Below are 16,861 nucleotides of genomic sequence, written 5' to 3'. Positions count from 1 at the left end.
GTGCGACGCCCCGCGGTCAGGCGGGGCGTCGAATGTGGACCGGATTCCAGGACCGCCGCCGTTAGCGGTCCGTCATGGCTCAGCCAGCGGCCTTGGCCTTGGCCAGCCGCAGCCAGGTGTCGACCACGGTGTCGGGGTTCAGCGATACCGAATCGATTCCTTCCTCCATCAACCACTGCGCCAGGTCGGGATGATCGCTTGGGCCCTGGCCGCAGATGCCGACGTACTTGCCCTTGGCCTTGGCGGTCTTGATCGCCATCGACAGCAGCTTCTTCACCGCAGGGTCGCGTTCGTCGAAGAGATGCGCGATCAGTCCGGAATCCCGGTCCAGGCCCAGGGTGAGCTGGGTCATGTCGTTGGAGCCGATAGAGAAGCCGTCGAAGATCTCAAGGAACTCCTCGGCCATCAACGCGTTGGAGGGCAGCTCGCACATCATTATGATCTTCAGGCCGTCCTTGCCCTGTTCCAGACCGTTGGCCCTCAGCACTTCGACCACTTTGCGGCCCTCGTCCAGAGTGCGCACGAACGGGATCATGACCCAGAGGTTGGTCAGGCCCATCTGCTCGCGGACCTTTAGCACCGCACGGCACTCCAGGGCAAACGCGTCGCTGAAGCTCGGATCGACGTAGCGTGATGCGCCGCGGAAACCGAGCATCGGGTTTTCCTCGTCCGGCTCATATGCCGCGCCGCCGATCAGGTTGGCGTACTCGTTGGTCTTGAAGTCCGACAGGCGCACGATCACTGCCTTGGGCGCGACCGACGCGGTGATGGTGGCGATGCCCTCGGCGAGACGATCGACGTAGAACTGGACCGGATCGTCACCGTAGCCGGCGATCTTTGCATCGATCTGCTTCTTGGTTGCTGCATCCTGGCGGTCGTATTCGAGCAGCGCCTTGGGGTGGATGCCGATGTGGCTGGCGATGATCATTTCCAGCCGTGCCAGGCCGATGCCGGCGTTGGGCAGCATCGCGAAGTCGAAAGCGCGGTCGGGATTGCCGACGTTCATCATCACCTTCAGGGGCGCCTCGGGCATCTTGTCCAGATCGGCGACGTGGCGCTCGAAGGGCAGGTCGCCGTCATAAATGAAGCCGGTGTCGCCCTCGGCGCAGCTCACGGTCACCGTCTGGCCTTCCTTGATGGTGTCCAGCGCATTGCCGGTCCCGACCACTGCCGGCACGCCAAGCTCGCGGGCGATGATCGCCGCGTGGCAGGTTCGCCCGCCGCGGTTGGTGACGATCGCGGCGGCACGCTTCATGACCGGCTCCCAATCCGGGTCGGTCATGTCGGCGACCAGGACGTCGCCGGCCTGTACCCGGGCCATGTCGTCCAGCGAGCGGATCACGCGGGCGACGCCACTGCCGATCTTGTTGCCGATCGATCGGCCCTCGCAGATCACCGGACCTCGCTCGCCCAGCTGGTAGCGCTCGATCTGAGTGGCGTGGCCGCGCGACTTCACCGTCTCCGGACGCGCCTGGACGATGAACAGCTTGCCGCTGACGCCATCCTTCGCCCACTCGATGTCCATCGGGCGGCCGTAGTGCTTCTCGATGATGAGCGCCTGGCGGGCGAGTTCGTGCACATCGTCATCGTTGATCGAGAAGGTGCCGCGCATGTCCGCGGGCGTGTCCTCGGTGCGCACCCGCTCGCCGGGCTGGTCGGAGTAGACCATCCGCAGCTGCTTGGCACCGATCGAGCGGCGCAGGATCGCCTGCTTGCCCTGGGCGAGCGTGGGCTTGTAGACGTAGAACTCATCAGGATTGACCGCACCCTGGACCACCATCTCGCCCAGACCGAAGCTGGAGGTGATGAAGACCACTTCGCGGAAGCCCGACTCGGTGTCCAGGGTGAACAGCACGCCGGATGCGCCGACGTCGGAACGCACCATCAACTGCACGCCGGCGGACAGGAACACGTCCTCATGCTTGAAGCCATGGTGCACGCGGTAGGCGATGGCGCGGTCGTTGTAGAGGCTGGCAAAGACTTCCTTCACCTTGACCACCACGTCGTCCTCGCCGGTGACATTGAGGAACGTTTCCTGCTGTCCGGCGAAGCTCGCGTCGGGCAGGTCCTCGGCGGTAGCCGACGAGCGCACTGCAACGGCCACGTCGCCGCCGCCGTTCTCGTCACACAGTTGGCGATAGGCGGTGCGGATGTCGCGATCCAGCTCGGGCTGCAGCGGGGCGCCAATCACCCAGTCGCGAATGTCCTTGCCGGCCTCGGTGAGGGCTGCGACATCGTCAACGTCCAGCGGCGCCAGGCGGTCAAAAATGCGCTGGTGCAGATTGTTGTAGGCGATGAAGTCCTTGAACGCCTCTGACGTGGTCGCATAGCCGCCGGGAACGGTGACCCCGAGGTTGGAAAGATTGCCGATCATCTCGCCGAGCGACGAATTCTTACCGCCGACGCGGGACAGGTCGTCAAGGCGCAGCGCGTGCAGCCAGAGGATATTGTCGTTCAAAACAGTGTATCTCCGTGGGGGGGGCACGCCGCTGATCGCGGCGAAGCCGTTATGATCGCCGCTGCGCCGGGTGCTTACAAGGTTGATCTGGCGGGCTTTTCTCCCAGCTGACCACGAGGCGCCTGACTACATGAATGAAACACGGCCTGTTTTCTACATTTCCGACGGTACGGGCATCACCGCGGAGACCATCGGCCACAGCCTGCTGACGCAGTTCAGCGGGACCGACTTCGTCGCCGAGCGCATTTCGTTCGTGGACAGCGTGGAGCGCGCGGAAGATGCGGTCGAGCGCATCAAGGCGTCGGCGGAGAAACACGGCGTACGCCCGGTCGTGATCAACTCGTGCATGGACAGCAGCGTCAGCGAAGCGCTGGCAAAGAGCGGGGCGCTGATGCTCGATGTTTTTGCGCCCTTCATTGAACCGCTGGAGCGCGAGCTGGGCCAGTCACGCATGCGCCAGGTGGGACGCGCCCACGCAATCGTCGATTTCGACACCTACCACCGCCGCATCAATGCGATGAACTACGCGCTCACCCACGATGACGGCATCGCGATCGACTACAACGACGCCGACGTGATCCTGGTGGCGGTGTCACGCGCCGGCAAGACGCCCAGCTGCGTCTATCTGGCGCTGCAGTACGGCGTGCGGGCGGCCAACTACCCGCTCACCGAGGAGGACCTGGAGCACGACCGCTTGCCTGAGCGCCTGCGCAAGTTCCGCGACAAATTGTTCGGCCTGACGATTGACCCGTACCGCCTGCACCAGATCCGCCAGGAGCGCCGCCCCGATTCCCATTACGCGAAGCTGGAGACCTGCAAGCGCGAGGTTGCTGCGGCGGAAGCGCTGTTCCGCGCGGAAAGGATTCCCACCCTGAGCACCACGAACACCTCCATCGAGGAGATCGCGAGCAAGGTCATGACGACTCTGCGGATCAATCGCGAGATGTTCTGAACCGCGTTGTTCCCCGGTCCTGGTGGCTGCCGGCCGCAGCCGGGGCGGGCGTGTAGGATCAGCGCATGACCAGTCCTGTTGCCACCCGCCGACTCCCTTCGCTCGACCGCTTCGGCTGGCTGATGGCCCTGTACGCGGAAAACCATGTCCGCCTGCGCCGCCTGTTCGCCACCTCCGACCTCGCGCCCGGGACGCACATCTCCAGCGTGGGCGATGGCCTGGACCTGCGCGTGGAGGTCCTGTTGCAGCACCGCTACACGACCGAGTTGCGCGTCAGCTACACCATGGTGGACCCGGTGACGGGGATGCCCGATCCATCGGCCTACCTGCGCCACTACCACGACGCCAACCAACTGGAAGCGACGCACTGCTACATTGGCCGTCGCTGGCAGGATGTGCTGGGCATGCATCCATTGCCGGCGGCCCTGATCAGCCACCGATTGCGGATGAACACCTTCCTGGGCAAATGGCTGGAGTACCTCGCGGAGCGCGGGCACGGACAGCGCACCCTGAGGTTGGAAAGTGAAAGTTCGGCGGAAATCCTGACTGGGGCTTGACGGTTCTCAAATAGCGATCTAATCTTACGGACTTTCCAGCCCCGTGGGGCCATAGCTCAGCTGGGAGAGCGCCTGCATGGCATGCAGGAGGTCGGCGGTTCGATCCCGCCTGGCTCCACCATTTCAAAATAGTTTTTGTGCCTGGTTGTGTGAAAGACAACCAAAAAAAAGGTACAGGGACTACCGCGTCCCCATCGTCTAGAGGCCTAGGACACTGCCCTTTCACGGCGGCGACAGGGGTTCGAATCCCCTTGGGGACGCCACTTCTAAACCATTGATTACCTTACGGTTTTCAAGCAATCAAGGCTCCGGAAACGGAGCCTTTTTTGTGCCTGCAATTTCGTTGCCGGCGATCGATGTTTCGCACCTTCGGACGCGCGGGAGGGCGCACGCGAAAACGCCCGCATTGCGCGGGCGTTCCGGTTACCAGCCGCGGGTACTCAACGGCTCTTGGTTTCGCTCTTTTTTGAGCTTTTGGACGTATCACCTGACGCCGACTTGCCACTCTTCTGATCCGAGCCGCTTGCGTGCTTCTTTTCAGATTTGCTGTCGGTTGAGTGCTTCTTGTCAGTTGGCATTGCCGTCTCCTGGCGTGTGCCCTCGAGCGGGCATGTCAAAAACTATTCCTGGATTTGTGATGGCTTTGTGGTTAAAAGCGCCTTTCGCGGCCGCCGTGCCGAACGTAGGGTGAATCGTTCACTTTGAGACTGACCAAGTGCGCCCGTGCCGTTGTTGGGGGGAGGACCATCTGAAAGCCGGGTTCTCACCCGTTCCAGCGGTTCGATCACCGACTCAGCCCGTTCAACGGGGGTTGCGCGGAAGGCGTCCATGGACCGCGGTCGCCGCGATAGCGGCCTGTCCGACCGCCACACTGATCTGGTTGAGCGCGCTGACCACATCACCTATCGCGTACACGCCGGGGACACTAGTCTGCATGTGGTCATCGACGATCAGCGCACCCGCATCGTCCGTCGCGGCGCCCAGCGGCGCCAACAGGGATGACTGGACGTCGGAGCCCAAGACCGGATAGAGGGTGTCGAAACGCCGACGCGATCCGTCCGGCAGTTGCGCCTCGCAACCGCCGTCGACCAACCGCCACTGGTCTGGCGCCGCAAGCAGGACCACGCCGCTGGCGGCAGCCCGGTCTCGCAGTGACGGGTCGTCGGCGAGGCCGTCGGTGGCTATCGCGGTGACGTCGCGCGAGAACGTCCGCAGGAATTCGGCGTGGCCGATGGCTTCCTCGCAGCGACCGAGTACGGCGATCGCATCATCCTTGGCCTCGTAACCATCGCAGACCGCGCACAACCGGATCGCGCCGCTGGCGATGGCCTCTTCCGCTCCTTCGATGTCGGGCAGCAGGTCGACGACGCCGGTGGCCAGGATGATGCTGTGGGCGCGCCACTTTCGTGAGCTGGTGCTGGCGATGAAAATGTCTCCTTCACGTTCCAGCACCTCGATCCGGTCCTCCACCACGGGCACGTGATATTGCGCGACGTGCTCGCGAAACCGCCCCAGCAGCTCATTGCCTGCCACGCCAAACGGAAAGCCCGGGCAGTTATGGCTCGCCGGGATCCAGCGGGCACGGCTATGGCCGGCGTCGACAATGACCAGTTCGCGACCGAAGCGCGCCAGGTAGGTCGCCGCCGTCAAGCCACCGGGACCCCCGCCAATGACCAGGCAATCGAGAACCGTAGCGGCGGTATCAAGTGCACTCATGGCGCGCTCCAGTTGGAAGCGGTGGATGTTAGCCAACGTGGATCTCCTGAAATCCGTCGCCATCGTGAAGGGTGAACAACGCCTCCATTCCGCGATCCCGCGCCAGCTTGACCCCTTCGGTCTCCCCCAGGGCCAGCAAGGCCGTCGCCCACGCGTCGGCGAGCATGCACGTGGAAGCGACCACGCTGACCGCGGCCAACCGGTTACTCGCGGGTCGTCGTCCGCTGGCGTCCATCGTGTGCGGGTAGCTCCGGCCGTCATGCTCAACCCAGTGGCGGTAGTCGCCGGACGTGGCGATCGCCGCGTCAACCAGCTCCATCACGCCGGCAACCTCGCGCACGCCGCGGACCGGCTTCTCGATCGCCACGGCCCAGGGACTCCCATCGGGCTTGCTGCCGCGGGCGCGCATCTCACCGTCGATCCCGACCAGATAGCGGGTGATGCCGAAACTGTCGAGACAGGCGGCCAGTTGGTCCACCCCGAAGCCTTTGGCGATCCCGGACAGGTCCAGGTTGATCTCCGCCCGCTTCCGGACCCGGAGTTGCACCGGGTCCAGTTCGAGGATGTCGGACGCGGCCCGCTGGACACCATCGTTTCGGGCCGTGATCGCCTGGACGTCGATCGCGCCCCGGGCGGGCCCAAAACCCCAGGAGTGGACCAGGTCACCGACGCCGATGTCGAACGCACCCCGCGACTGTCGACCGACCCGCAGGGCGGTCTCCAGCACCGCCAACAGCTCCGCGGGAACCGTAATCCACTCGTTGATCGGCTCGGCATTCAGGCGGTTCAGATCGGAATCGGCCTTCCAGCTCGACATCTGTCGATCAACGTTATCGACGGCGGCGAAGAGCCGCTGGCCGATGGCGGCCTCATCGACGCCCGGCGCGGCAAAAAACAGCGCGCTGTACCGGGTGCCCATCGTCTCGCCGTGCAGGCTGTGGCGCTGCATGACGGCGACGGATGGGTTGGCGGCTTCAGAAGACGTCTTCACGGTAGCGCCCCTGCAGTTTGAGAGTCGCAACGTCCAGGCCGACCGGGGCCAGAATCGCATCGATGGTCTGCCTGATGCTGTCGGCCATGGCGCGGCTGCCGCAGACCAGGATCTGCGCCCCGTCTTCAACCAGTCGACGCATCTGCGACGAGTGTTCCAGCAGACGGTCCTGCACGTAGCCGCCCTTGGCGGTGCGGGAGAAAATCGCGTTCAACCCGGTCAGCCGGTGATCGGCCAGGTAGCCATCCAGTTCCGGCTCGTACAGGAAATCCGAAGCCGGATCGCGGCCGCCCCAGTAAAGGTACATCGGGTGTTTGCCTTCGTTGTTGCGGATGAATCCGGCCAATGGGCCGATGCCGGTACCGGCGCCGATGAGAACAACGGGAGACTTGCCGGAGGCGGGCCGGAAGTCCGGATTGGGCTGGATGAAGGCGTCGATTCGGGCGCCCGGTGGCAGGCCGTGGAGCATTTCCGAACACAGCCCACCCGGATGCTTGCGCACACAGATTTCCAGGAAACCGTCTTTGGATCCGCTGGCCAGCGAATAGAACCGCGGGACCGGACTGCCCGCTACGACGATCCCGACCAGGTCTCCCGCCTCAAAGTGGGGCAGTTCACTGAGCCCAAGCATGCGCCGCAACCGGCCACCAGCACTCTGCGAGGCGACCGGACCAAAGCGCAGGATGCTCGTTGGCGCGTTGACCTGCGCGCCGTAGTCCACGCGGCTGATCAGCTCAAGCGGGCGCGTTTGCGGGTGTGACGGCACGTGCGTCAGCGCCAGGTCGAGGGACAATGCGCGACTGACCGCCTCTCCCCAGCGCGCGAACTCCTGCGAGGACTGTCTGTCCACCGTCTCGAGCGGCACGAATTCTGTCCAGCCGCCGGCCAGCAGCGCGTTGCGGGCGTCCTTGGCAAACTGACAGAACCGCGGGAACTGGCGATCGCCAAATCCCAGGACCGCGAACGCCGGCTTGTTGTCCCCGCTAAAACTTTCCAGCCGCGCAAGGAACTGCTTGGCCGAGGTGGGCGCGTCACCATCGCCGTAGGTGGCGGTGAGCACGAACAGGTGGCTCGCCTGGCGATATTCCTTCGCCAGCTGGTTCATCGGGGCGGTGTGCACGCGCTTGCCGGCTTTGTGCAGCGCAGCGTGCAACGCGTTCGCGAAGCCCCAGGTGCTGTTGCCTTCGCTGCCGACCAGGATGATGGTGTCCGCCGCCTGCGCGCCGCTGTTGTTTGCGATGCGCGGCATCAGGCGACGTCGGTGCCACCACATCACCACGCCGGTGGCGCTCATTACCGGAACACTGAGTGCGCAGATTCCCAGCAGCAGGCCCAGCCACCACAGGCCTTCGCCGGTGTGCAGCATGTAAATCAGTTCGTAGGTTTGCTGGGCGCGGTCATGTGGCTGGAACACCAACAGGGCGCCGGTGGTCTGGTCGATGTAGCCGTCGCCTTGCGCGGTGGCGAGCGAGTAGAAATCCGAGGGTGTGTCGGGCATCGGATAGACCAGCTCGCGCAGGTCGTTCAGATCGGTATCCAGCAGGGCGGGCAGGGTGCCGACGGGCGCCGGCGCACCTGGCGTCTCCACCGCAGTGGGGAACGCAGGCTCTACATCCGCACCCTGCGGTACCAGGCCGAAGGTGGTCGCCGACATGAAGACGCCGGTCAGTGCGGACAGCACTAGTGCCAACACGGCGATTCGTCCCAGTTCCGCGTGCCAACGCTGGCTGAAGTTGCCACGCAGGGGGCGCAACAGTTGTCGCCAGCCGCCCACGCGTTTCAGCAGCAGCGCCACGCCCGAGACGCACAGGACCAGCATCGTCAGGGCGGACACGCCTGCCGCGGCCCGGCCTGGCGTATCCGCGAGAAACGAGCGGTGCAGCTTCTTGATCCAACGCGTGGTGGGAGAGGGCGCATACGGGCCGATCGCCTTTCCGCTGAGCGGGTCGATCCGGACCGCCTCCGCCTGGTCGCCCTGACTGTAGTAGACGATGATCGTGCCCGAGGGTGAGCGCTGGACCTGCTCGACCCCGGGAAAGTTGTCGGCTATCCGCTCCGCGAGCAGGGCGACGCTGACCTGCCCACGCTCCGGCACCGTCGTTCCAAGCCGGTCAATGGCTGGATTGACCGACAGGATCGCGCCGCTGATCGCCAACACGGCGATCAGCAGCCCAAGGACAAGAGCGGGCAGTGAGTGAATCCGACGCAACATGATGCGGACCTCCTTCAGGCCGATCGATTACATGTCGTAAGTGAATGACTGCACGTAACCGCGCCCCGCAGTCGCTTTGCCGCTGCCGGCCTTGGTCAGGGGCGCCCGCACGTCGGCCGGGTTGTCGCGACCGTCTTCCACCGCGGTGTCGATCCGTATTTCATAGCCGGCATCGATCAACGCGTCCTCAAGTTCGGCGGTGACCTTGAGGGTGCGCCCGCTGCCGACGCTCGCGCCGCTCACGCCGTCAAACTCGCTCGCCCGCATGCCGCTGCCCCGGGCCCAGTCGCGCAGGTTCTTGTAGTACTTCGACTTCTTGCCCGAGACCCAGAGTGTCTTGTGGTACTTGCCCGCGGCATCGGTGACATAGATGGCCAGATAGGCTCCATCGCCGGTGTAGGCTTTCATCTGGGTGGTGAGGGTGACGGGCCTGGCGTCAGCCAGTACAGGCAGCGCCATGGCTCCGGCCAGGCAGAGGGATAGGACGATCTTGTTCATGTCATTGCTCCTGCAATCGGGTCGTAAATGGCTTCATTTCGCCTTCTGGTCCGGGTTGCGGTCCAGGTAGTCGCCTGCGTCGCCCTTGCCATCGAACGTGATCTTCAGCTCGCGGATCTGCAGCGATGCCGGGGAGTACTCAGCCTTGAACCGGTTTCCCAGCTTGTCGGTCCCGCGGACTTCGTAGCACCCGTCATCGACCTTGATCCGCTGGACTTCCCAGCCTTTCTGTTCGAGCTGTTGGCGCAGGACTTCGCGCGGCTGCCAGTCGGCGACGGGGTCGGTACAGTCGTCACCGGCCATCACGCTGCCGCTGAAGGCGAGGCCGGCCAGAACGACACCGGTCAGAGTGAGGTGTTTCATGGGTGTGATCTCCTTGGGTTGGGTGCAACGTGGACTCTAGGCGCGCATCCTTATGCGAGCCTTAAGGCGAGGGTTTTTCGATGCGGGTACTGCTGGTAGAGGACAACGTCGACCTGGGCCAGGCCGTGCGCGAGCAGATCGGCGAGGACGGACACGCGGTGGATTGGGTGCAGACCCTGGACCACGCGCAACTGGCGATCGGCTCGACCCCCTACGACCTCATCCTGCTCGACCTGATGCTGCCCGATGGTCGCGGCATCGATTTCCTGCGCCGGTTGCGCTCGGTCGGCGATGGCACTCCGGTGATCATCCTGACCGCCATGGACCAGCTCTCCGACAGGATTGCCGGCCTCAACGCGGGTGCCGATGACTATCTGGTCAAGCCGTTCGACCTGTCGGAACTGTCCGCCCGCGTGGCCGCTGTGGCGCGCCGCTACAGCGGCAATTCCAACCCGCAGCTGCAACTGGGGGCGCTGACAATCGACCTGACGGCTCGGACCATCCAGCGCGCTGACGAAACCATTGCGTTGACGGCGCGGGAATGGGCGCTGCTGGATGCCTTCCTCCAGCGTCCCGGTGCGTTGTTGTCAAAGTCGCAGCTCGAGGAACGGCTGTACGAGTTCGGAGCGGAAATAGAGAGCAATGCGGTGGAGGTCCACATCAGCCATCTGCGTAAAAAGCTGGGCTTCAGCGTGGTCGATACGGTCCGCGGGATGGGCTACCGACTGGGCCTGCAGGGGCAGCCATGAGGGTTGCGGGCAGCCTGCAAAAGCAACTCGTTTACGGACTCACCCTGGGGATCGTGGTGTTGTGGCTGGTGGCGACCGCGCTGTCCGGGCTGATCGTGCAGAGACGGCTGGACGACGCGTTCGACGATGCGATGCAAGGTGCGGCGCAGCGCATCCTACCGCTGGCGGTCCTTGACATCATCAATCGGGAAGACCCTCCCACCCAGCAACGGGTGGCACCGCTCAATGCGCTTCCGGGGCAGGTCGCGTATCTGGTGCGCGACCGTGAGGGCACCATCCTGCTGCAATCTCACGACGCGGACCCGGGCGTGTTTGGCCCGCCGGACATGCTGGGATTCAGCACGACGGCGACCCACCGCCTGTACGGTGCCAGTGCCCTGCGCGATACGGTATTCCTGCAGCTTGCCGAGCCTTTGGCATACCGCCGCAAGGCCGCCCGGGATGCCACCGTTGCCTTGCTGCTGCCGCTGTTGCTGCTGGTCCCGGCAAGCCTGTTGGGCGTTTGGCTGTATGTGCGCTTCAGGCTGCGCAGCGTGCGTTCCTATCGGCGGGCGGTTGAAGCACGCGGGGTCGGTGATCTCTCGCCGATCCACACCGAGTTGCTGCCGCTGGAAATCCGTCCGAGCGCGGATGCCGTCAACAGCCTGATTGATCGCCTGCGGCGTGCGCTTGAGACCGAGCGCAGGTTCACCGCGAACAGCGCGCATGAGCTGCGGACCCCGCTGGCGGCCGCGCTTGCCCAGGTTCAGCGCCTGCGTCGTGAGGCCGCCGATGGGCCCTTGCAGGCGCGCGCCGGGCAGATCGAGGCATCGCTCAGGGAGCTGTCGCGCCTTGCAGAAAAGTTGATGCAACTGGCAAAGGCGGAGGGCGGGAGCGTGCTTGCCGAGGAGCCCCAGGATCTGGTGCTGCTGCTGACCCACGTGGTGGACGACCTGCAACGCGCGGCAGCCGTCCCGATCCGGTTGGTGCTGCCGTCGACCGGGCCCGTTCTCTCGCCCATCGATGCGGACGCGTTCGCGATCCTGGCGCGCAATTTGATCGAGAACGCGCTCAAACATGGTGCGCCGGGGCACCCGATCGACGTGGATCTGAGCAAATCGGCGCGGCTGACCGTCATCAACGCCGGTGAGGTACTGGATCCTGCCGAATTGGCACAGCTGACCGGCCGCTTCATCCGCGGTCGGGGTCGGGCGCAGGGCTATGGGCTGGGATTGGCGATCGTGACGACCATTGCCGACGCCGCAGGTGCCAGGCTGACATTGGCCTCGCCCGCCACTGGCCGACCTGACGGGTTCGAGGTGTCGGTGCAGTTCCCTGTTGCCGGATCGTGACGCCGGGGCGCTCAGTGCAGGCCGGTGCGGTCAGTCGGGCCGCGGACGGATGAGGGCGGGTCGCTCTTCATCTTCTCGTCCAGCTGGGCTTCGAATTGCTGGAACTCCAGACCCAGCTCACGCGCCTCCGCGTTGGCGGCATCACGCAGCGCATCGGAGAACTTGAGTGTTGCGATGGCTCCGGTGCGCTCGTGCATCGAGGCGGCTCGGCGGATGAGCGCCAGCATCGTGGCGGCGCTGTCGGAGCTGCCGACCATCTTGCCGTCCATTCCGAGCACCCATTCGCCATCTCGGCGGACGATCCCGCCCAGCAGTTTGCCGGCTCCGTCACGCAGGTCGGCGTGTGCCTCTATACCAGTGTCCGGGGTGGTGTCGCCGTCGTTGCGGCTGCCATTGAACTTGCTCGACATCGGGTTTCTCTACCGTTGTTGCGCGCGCATGAAGCGGTCGGGCGTGGACGCCACAGGATACGGCAGGGCGATGTTCTACCGCTTAACGAAGTGCACGTCGACGCTGCCCGACGCGGCATCGGAGTCGTCAATCTCCCAGCCGATACGGTCGGCGAGGCGTCCGACCAGGGTCAGGCCGAGGCGTCGATCGCTGCTGGCCGGACGCGGCCTGGACGAGGTCGATGGCCGGGTGTCATCGGCAGCGAAGGCGAACGACATCATGCGGTTCGAGATCAAGATGCGCAGTGTGCCGGGCACGCCGGGAGGCAACAGGCGCCGCAGCACTCCGTGCACGATCAGGGTCGCATCGCGCGTAGGCAGCGTGGTATCGACCTCCGCGCCGTCGAGCGCAACGCTCACGGTGCCGTCCACGATTGACGCAACCCCGGCCAGGCACGACACCAGCCAGCCACGCAGCTCGACTGGCTCTGCCGAGTCCACGCGGCGGCGGGCAAGTCGCATCAGGGCGTCGATCAATTCCGACAGTTCACGGATTCCGCGGTCAAGGCGCTGCAGCCGCGGCTGCAGCGCGGGAATGTCCGCGCTGTCCTCAAGCAGCAACTCGGTGGCGCCGCGCACCACGGAAATCGGCGTGCGCAGCTCATGGCTGGCATCGCCGAGGAAGGTCTGCTCCGCTTCCGCCGCAGACGCGAGCCGGGCTTGATAGTCATCGATCGCGCTGGCCAACTGGCCCAGCTCGTCGGCCGGCAACTTGTCCGCCAGCGCTGTCCGCTCGGGCTGGATCGGCAACGAAGTGACCGCCTGGGCCAACTGCTGGACCGGGCGCACGACCCGACCCGACAGCAACCATCCCAGCCACGCGCTTAGTGCCGTTCCCGCAAGCACGACCACGGCTAGGACAAGGGCGAGGTAGCGCTCCAGCGCCTCGATGTCGTGCACGTCCATCACAAAGAACAGGCGGCCGGCTGAGGTATCGAATACGCCCAGGAACACTTCGTCGCCTTCCGCGTTGCGCACTTCACCGATTCCCGGCGGCTGGCTCAGGTACACGTCAGGGACTTCTCCGCGGTTGTCGGGCAGGAGCTGATAACCGCTGACCCGGGCGCTGCGCGGCAGGTCGATGCCGGGCTCGCGTTGCAGCCGCTCGGCGTAGTCATGCGCCTGGCTGGTGAGGATCGATTCCACCAGGACGCGCTCGTACTCCTCGGCGATGAACACAACGCCAAGCGCAAACGCGATGCTCAGCACCGCGCCCATGACCGTGTAAAGCAAGGTCACGCGCGTGCGCAGTGGCAAGGGAAACCTCATTCGGGCGGCACCAATCGGTATCCGATGCCGTGGACAGTGCGGATAAGGGGAATGTCGAACGGCTTGTCCACCAGGTTGCGCAGGTCATACATGTGGGTGTGCAGGGAGGCCGCATCGCCACCGCGGGAGCCAGGAACGGACTGGATCAGCAGATCGTGGCCGACCACGCCGGGTGATCGTCTCATCAGCAGTTCCAGGATGCTGCTCTGGCTGCGCGTGAGGGCGATGCGGGTACCTGCGCGAGTTGCCACCATCGACTCGGCGTCAAGTTCCAGCGGACCGACGACCAGGGGCAGCAGCGGCGAGGGCGCGCCGCGGCGGTGCAGTGCGCGTATCCGCGCGTCCAGTTCCTTGAGCTCGAACGGCTTGACCATGTAGTCATCGGCGCCTTCATGGAAGCCGCGTATTTTGTCGTCGAGGGTATCGCGCGCAGTCAGCATCAGGACCGGAGTGCCGCGTCCTGCTTCCCGCAGCTGCCGACAAAGATCCAGTCCGTCCAGGCGCGGCAGGCCGAGGTCCAGCACGATCACGTCAAAGGGGATCCGGAGCGCGTGCATCAGCCCGGTTTCGCCATCGGCGGCGTGGTCCACCTCGTGGCCACGGCGTTCCAGGAAGTCCCAGATATTGGCCGCGATGTCGTGCTGGTCTTCCACGATCAGGATTTTCAGGGAGTCGGACATTTGGCTCGGCTGCGGCACGGATCCACGCAAGTCTAGTCCGGGCAGTTGGGGCTCGATAACGAACGCCTGAGAAATGGCTGAGAGATCGCTACAACGGGGTGCTCATGCTTGGCGCTGGTCCCACTCCCGTAGTCCCGACGTGCCCGCCTCTACCGCAACGCGATCCGACGAGTTCTGTCCAGCTGGGCTCCTGCCCGCAACGGGGAGGTCGAAGCGGGCTTTTCTGCGCAATCACCTTGTGTATCCGCTTGTGGCGACGGCGGCGGTCAGCGTGGTCCTTATCAGCGCACACGGCGATTTTCTGCTCGCCGACCTCTTGTATGCGGCGCAGGGCAATGCGTGGGCCCTGCGCGACAGCTGGATTACCACCACGTTGGTGCATGAGGCGGGCAAGGCCGTGTCCGCCGCCGCCTGGCTGGGTGTGTTGATCGCATGGCTGTGGAGTCTTGTCGATTCGAGGCTGACCCATTGGCGTCGCCCCCTGGGCTATCTGGTCTTTGCAACCCTGGCGGGCTCGGTCGCCGTCTCGCTGCTCAAGGCAGGCAGTGGAATGGATTGCCCATGGGACCTCCAGCGCTACGGTGGCTTGCAGCCGTTTGTCGGGTTGTTCGAGTCACGGCCCCAAAGCATGGGTCACGCGGCGTGTTTTCCCGCCGGGCACGCCAGCGCCGGCTACGCGTGGGTGACGTTGTACTTCTTCTTCCATGCGGTGCAGCCGCGCTTGCGATGGGCCGGATTGGCCCTTGCCCTGGCGGCCGGCGCCCTGTTCGGCATCAGCCAGCAGTTGCGCGGAGCGCACTTCCTGTCCCACGACGTGTGGACGTTGATGATCTGTTGGCTTGTAGCCTTGGCAGGGTCGCTGTGGATCCTTCGTCCGTACGGGCCAGGAGCGCCGGCATGAGCGCCGTCGCCCATGCCCGGGAGGGGCTGCGCGGCAGGTCGATGTGGCGGCCCTCGGTCAGCCAGGAGGGGATGGCGCTGGCGGTGAGCCTATTCTTCACCCTTGCCTGCAACACCGCATTCTGGCGCGCCTATGCGGCGACCGGCGCTCTGGAAAGCGCGCGCGGCTGGGTGACGGCTGCCTCGCTGGCAACGGCGATGACCGGGCTGCACTTCCTGCTCCTGTGTCTGGTGTTGAACCGCTGGACCACCAAGCCGCTGCTTTCCTTGCTGCTGGTGGTAACCGCGTTGGCCGGGTATTACTCGAGCCATTACGGGGTCTACCTGGATCCCGACATGATTCGCAACATCCTTCATACCGACACGCGTGAAGCCCGCGAACTGTTGACTCCGGGGCTGGCGCTGCCCGTGTTGGCCACACTCATTCCGGTAGCCCTGGTCTGGTGGGTGCGGATTCGCGCACAAAAGCCCGCGGCCGCGCTGTTGCGACGAGTGGTCGTCATGGTGGCCGTCGCGACGGTGACCGCCGGGGCCTTGCTGGTCTCATTCCAGGACATCTCCGCGATGATGCGCAACCGGACCGAACTGCGGCACCTGATCGCCCCGGGCAACTACCTCGTCTCCCTTGCACGGGTCGCGTCAGAGGACCCCGCAGCGGCCGTCCGTGCACGCCAACCCTTGGGCAACGATGCTCTTGTGGTGGGGCGCGGCAATGGCAAACCGCGGGTACTGGTGATCGTGGTCGGCGAAACCGTGCGGGCGCAGAACTGGGGTCTCAACGGGTATGCGCGTCAAACCACGCCTGAATTGGCCGATCTGGATGTCCTGAACTACACCGACGTGACGGCGTGCGGATCGAGCACGGACGTCTCCCTGCCGTGCATGTTCTCCGCGCAGGGGCGACGCGGCTACGACAAACGGGCGATCAAGGAGTCGGAGTCGTTGCTCAACGTGCTGGATCACGCCGGTATCGCAACGCTGTGGCGCGACAACCAGGGCGGGTGCAAGGGTGTGTGTGCGGGGCTTCCCTTCGAATCCCTGGTGGACGCCCGGGTTCCCGAGCTGTGCAACGCCGAGCACTGTCTGGACGAAGTGCTGCTGCACGACCTGCAGGCGAAGATCGATGGCGAGGGTCGTGACCAGGTGATTGTCCTGCACCAGCTCGGCAACCACGGGCCGAGCTATTTCCAGCGCTACCCCGATCAATTCCGCCAGTTCGTTCCCGTGTGCGAATCGGCGGACCTGGGCAAATGCCGGCAGGCGGAGATCGTCAACGCCTACGACAATGCGATTCTCTATACCGATCACTTTCTCGCCCGTCTGATCGAAACCCTGGAAGCGGACCCCACGCGCGACAGCGCGATGATCTACGTCTCCGACCACGGCGAATCGCTTGGTGAGGGCAACCTCTATCTGCACGGTATGCCTTACGCGATCGCACCGGACACCCAGCTGAAGGTGCCCATGGTGATGTGGCTGTCCCCTTCGCTGGCGGCGGACCGGAATGTCGATGTCGGCTGCATGCGCCAGCGCCTTTCGACACCTGTCACGCACGACAATCTCTTCAGCTCGGTGCTGGGGCTGATGCAGGTGGAGACGGGCGTCTATGACGCGTCCCAGGACCTGTTCGCTCCCTGCATGGGCCGCGCGCCCAGCTGAGTCCACGCTCGCGCCGCCATTTGGCTGCCGTCACGTCCGGGCGGGCACAATCATCCGGTGGACTCACGGGAGCAGCG

The 16,861-nt window shown here is 64.9% G+C and carries 16 protein-coding genes and 2 tRNA genes; 8 read left to right on the top strand and 10 right to left on the bottom strand.

The genetic code is table 11. The features are described from left to right. Positions 1–79 precede the first annotated feature (79 nt). Positions 80–2,458 carry a phosphoenolpyruvate synthase gene (gene ppsA / locus KZ491_RS03605; RefSeq protein WP_222564456.1) on the bottom strand — a complete coding sequence of 793 codons (2,379 nt, stop codon included), beginning with the start codon at positions 2,456–2,458 and terminating at the stop codon, positions 80–82. 130 nt (positions 2,459–2,588) lie between these two features. Between ppsA and ppsR the strand changes: the two genes are divergently transcribed. From ppsR to KZ491_RS03585, 4 genes are all read left to right on the top strand, one after another. Further along, the gene (ppsR, locus tag KZ491_RS03600; RefSeq protein WP_222564455.1) at positions 2,589–3,410 is read left to right on the top strand and encodes a posphoenolpyruvate synthetase regulatory kinase/phosphorylase PpsR; all 822 of its coding nucleotides are present in this window, start codon (positions 2,589–2,591) and stop codon (positions 3,408–3,410) included. 65 nt (positions 3,411–3,475) lie between these two features. Beyond that, on the top strand, positions 3,476–3,967 hold the full coding sequence (locus tag KZ491_RS03595) for a DUF1249 domain-containing protein (protein WP_222564454.1): 492 nt from the start codon (positions 3,476–3,478) through the stop codon (positions 3,965–3,967). Between the two features lie 45 nt (positions 3,968–4,012). Further along, a tRNA-Ala gene (locus tag KZ491_RS03590) sits at positions 4,013–4,088 on the top strand. A 66-nt stretch (positions 4,089–4,154) separates the two neighbouring features. After that, positions 4,155–4,230 (top strand) — tRNA-Glu (locus tag KZ491_RS03585). 177 nt (positions 4,231–4,407) lie between these two features. Here KZ491_RS03585 and KZ491_RS03580 read toward each other — a convergent pair. The 6 genes from KZ491_RS03580 to KZ491_RS03555 form a co-directional block, all read right to left on the bottom strand. Beyond that, a complete protein-coding gene (locus KZ491_RS03580; RefSeq protein ID WP_222564453.1) occupies positions 4,408–4,545 on the bottom strand; it encodes a hypothetical protein in 138 nt (45 codons plus the stop codon). A 223-nt stretch (positions 4,546–4,768) separates the two neighbouring features. Continuing rightward, entirely contained in the window at positions 4,769–5,683 is a 915-nt protein-coding gene (locus tag KZ491_RS03575) for an NAD(P)/FAD-dependent oxidoreductase (RefSeq protein ID WP_222564452.1), read from the bottom strand. A 28-nt stretch (positions 5,684–5,711) separates the two neighbouring features. Further along, a complete protein-coding gene (locus KZ491_RS03570; RefSeq protein ID WP_222564451.1) occupies positions 5,712–6,674 on the bottom strand; it encodes an FAD:protein FMN transferase in 963 nt (320 codons plus the stop codon). Next, complete coding sequence (locus KZ491_RS03565) at positions 6,658–8,886, bottom strand: PepSY domain-containing protein (protein WP_222564450.1); 2,229 nt, start codon at positions 8,884–8,886, stop codon at positions 6,658–6,660. Before KZ491_RS03565 ends, KZ491_RS03570 begins: the two co-directional genes overlap by 17 nt. Before the next feature lie 27 nt (positions 8,887–8,913). Next, on the bottom strand, positions 8,914–9,384 hold the full coding sequence (locus KZ491_RS03560) for a DUF2271 domain-containing protein (RefSeq protein WP_222564449.1): 471 nt from the start codon (positions 9,382–9,384) through the stop codon (positions 8,914–8,916). Positions 9,385–9,417: 33 nt separating this feature from the next. Further along, positions 9,418–9,747, bottom strand: a complete 330-nt coding sequence (locus tag KZ491_RS03555) for a PepSY domain-containing protein (RefSeq protein ID WP_222564448.1) — start codon at positions 9,745–9,747, stop codon at positions 9,418–9,420. Positions 9,748–9,827: 80 nt separating this feature from the next. On the opposite strand from KZ491_RS03555, the gene KZ491_RS03550 reads away from it, so the two are divergent. Both KZ491_RS03550 and KZ491_RS03545 read left to right on the top strand, forming a co-directional pair. Next, positions 9,828–10,496 (top strand): response regulator transcription factor, encoded by a 669-nt coding sequence (locus KZ491_RS03550; protein ID WP_222564447.1) that lies wholly within the window; start codon positions 9,828–9,830, stop codon positions 10,494–10,496. Further along, the gene (locus KZ491_RS03545; RefSeq protein WP_222564446.1) at positions 10,493–11,827 is read left to right on the top strand and encodes a sensor histidine kinase; all 1,335 of its coding nucleotides are present in this window, start codon (positions 10,493–10,495) and stop codon (positions 11,825–11,827) included. Before KZ491_RS03550 ends, KZ491_RS03545 begins: the two co-directional genes overlap by 4 nt. 11 nt (positions 11,828–11,838) lie before the next feature. Here KZ491_RS03545 and KZ491_RS03540 read toward each other — a convergent pair whose 3' ends face one another. The 3 genes from KZ491_RS03540 to KZ491_RS03530 form a co-directional block, all read right to left on the bottom strand. After that, complete coding sequence (locus KZ491_RS03540) at positions 11,839–12,237, bottom strand: hypothetical protein (RefSeq protein ID WP_222564445.1); 399 nt, start codon at positions 12,235–12,237, stop codon at positions 11,839–11,841. Positions 12,238–12,312: 75 nt separating this feature from the next. After that, entirely contained in the window at positions 12,313–13,545 is a 1,233-nt protein-coding gene (locus KZ491_RS03535) for a sensor histidine kinase (RefSeq protein ID WP_222564444.1), read from the bottom strand. Next, positions 13,542–14,213: a response regulator transcription factor gene (locus tag KZ491_RS03530; protein WP_043959147.1), complete on the bottom strand. Its 672-nt coding sequence runs from the start codon at positions 14,211–14,213 to the stop codon at positions 13,542–13,544. Before KZ491_RS03530 ends, KZ491_RS03535 begins: the two co-directional genes overlap by 4 nt. A gap of 283 nt (positions 14,214–14,496) precedes the next feature. Here KZ491_RS03530 and KZ491_RS03525 point away from each other — a divergent pair, with 283 nt between their 5' ends. Next, entirely contained in the window at positions 14,497–15,126 is a 630-nt protein-coding gene (locus tag KZ491_RS03525) for a phosphatase PAP2 family protein (RefSeq protein WP_343225523.1), read from the top strand. Then, a complete protein-coding gene (locus tag KZ491_RS03520; protein ID WP_222564442.1) occupies positions 15,123–16,784 on the top strand; it encodes a phosphoethanolamine transferase in 1,662 nt (553 codons plus the stop codon). Before KZ491_RS03525 ends, KZ491_RS03520 begins: the two co-directional genes overlap by 4 nt. Positions 16,785–16,861 lie beyond the last annotated feature (77 nt).

The sequence above is a fragment of the Novilysobacter antarcticus genome, from assembly GCF_019802285.1.
GTDB classification, from domain to species: domain Bacteria; phylum Pseudomonadota; class Gammaproteobacteria; order Xanthomonadales; family Xanthomonadaceae; genus Novilysobacter; species Novilysobacter antarcticus.
This window is presented reverse-complemented; position numbering and strand designations above follow the sequence as displayed.

Bases quoted from the DNA above. Each gene is read 5' to 3' on its own strand.
- ppsR (WP_222564455.1), top strand. From the start codon at position 2,589: ATGAATGAAACACGGCCTGTTTTCTACATTTCCGACGGTACGGGCATC.
- KZ491_RS03595 (WP_222564454.1), top strand. From the start codon at position 3,476: ATGACCAGTCCTGTTGCCACCCGCCGACTCCCTTCGCTCGACCGCTTC.
- KZ491_RS03580 (WP_222564453.1), bottom strand. From the start codon at position 4,545: ATGCCAACTGACAAGAAGCACTCAACCGACAGCAAATCTGAAAAGAAG.
- KZ491_RS03575 (WP_222564452.1), bottom strand. From the start codon at position 5,683: ATGAGTGCACTTGATACCGCCGCTACGGTTCTCGATTGCCTGGTCATT.
- KZ491_RS03565 (WP_222564450.1), bottom strand. From the start codon at position 8,886: ATGTTGCGTCGGATTCACTCACTGCCCGCTCTTGTCCTTGGGCTGCTG.
- KZ491_RS03560 (WP_222564449.1), bottom strand. From the start codon at position 9,384: ATGAACAAGATCGTCCTATCCCTCTGCCTGGCCGGAGCCATGGCGCTG.
- KZ491_RS03555 (WP_222564448.1), bottom strand. From the start codon at position 9,747: ATGAAACACCTCACTCTGACCGGTGTCGTTCTGGCCGGCCTCGCCTTC.
- KZ491_RS03550 (WP_222564447.1), top strand. From the start codon at position 9,828: ATGCGGGTACTGCTGGTAGAGGACAACGTCGACCTGGGCCAGGCCGTG.
- KZ491_RS03545 (WP_222564446.1), top strand. From the start codon at position 10,493: ATGAGGGTTGCGGGCAGCCTGCAAAAGCAACTCGTTTACGGACTCACC.
- KZ491_RS03540 (WP_222564445.1), bottom strand. From the start codon at position 12,237: ATGTCGAGCAAGTTCAATGGCAGCCGCAACGACGGCGACACCACCCCG.
- KZ491_RS03535 (WP_222564444.1), bottom strand. From the start codon at position 13,545: ATGAGGTTTCCCTTGCCACTGCGCACGCGCGTGACCTTGCTTTACACG.
- KZ491_RS03520 (WP_222564442.1), top strand. From the start codon at position 15,123: ATGAGCGCCGTCGCCCATGCCCGGGAGGGGCTGCGCGGCAGGTCGATG.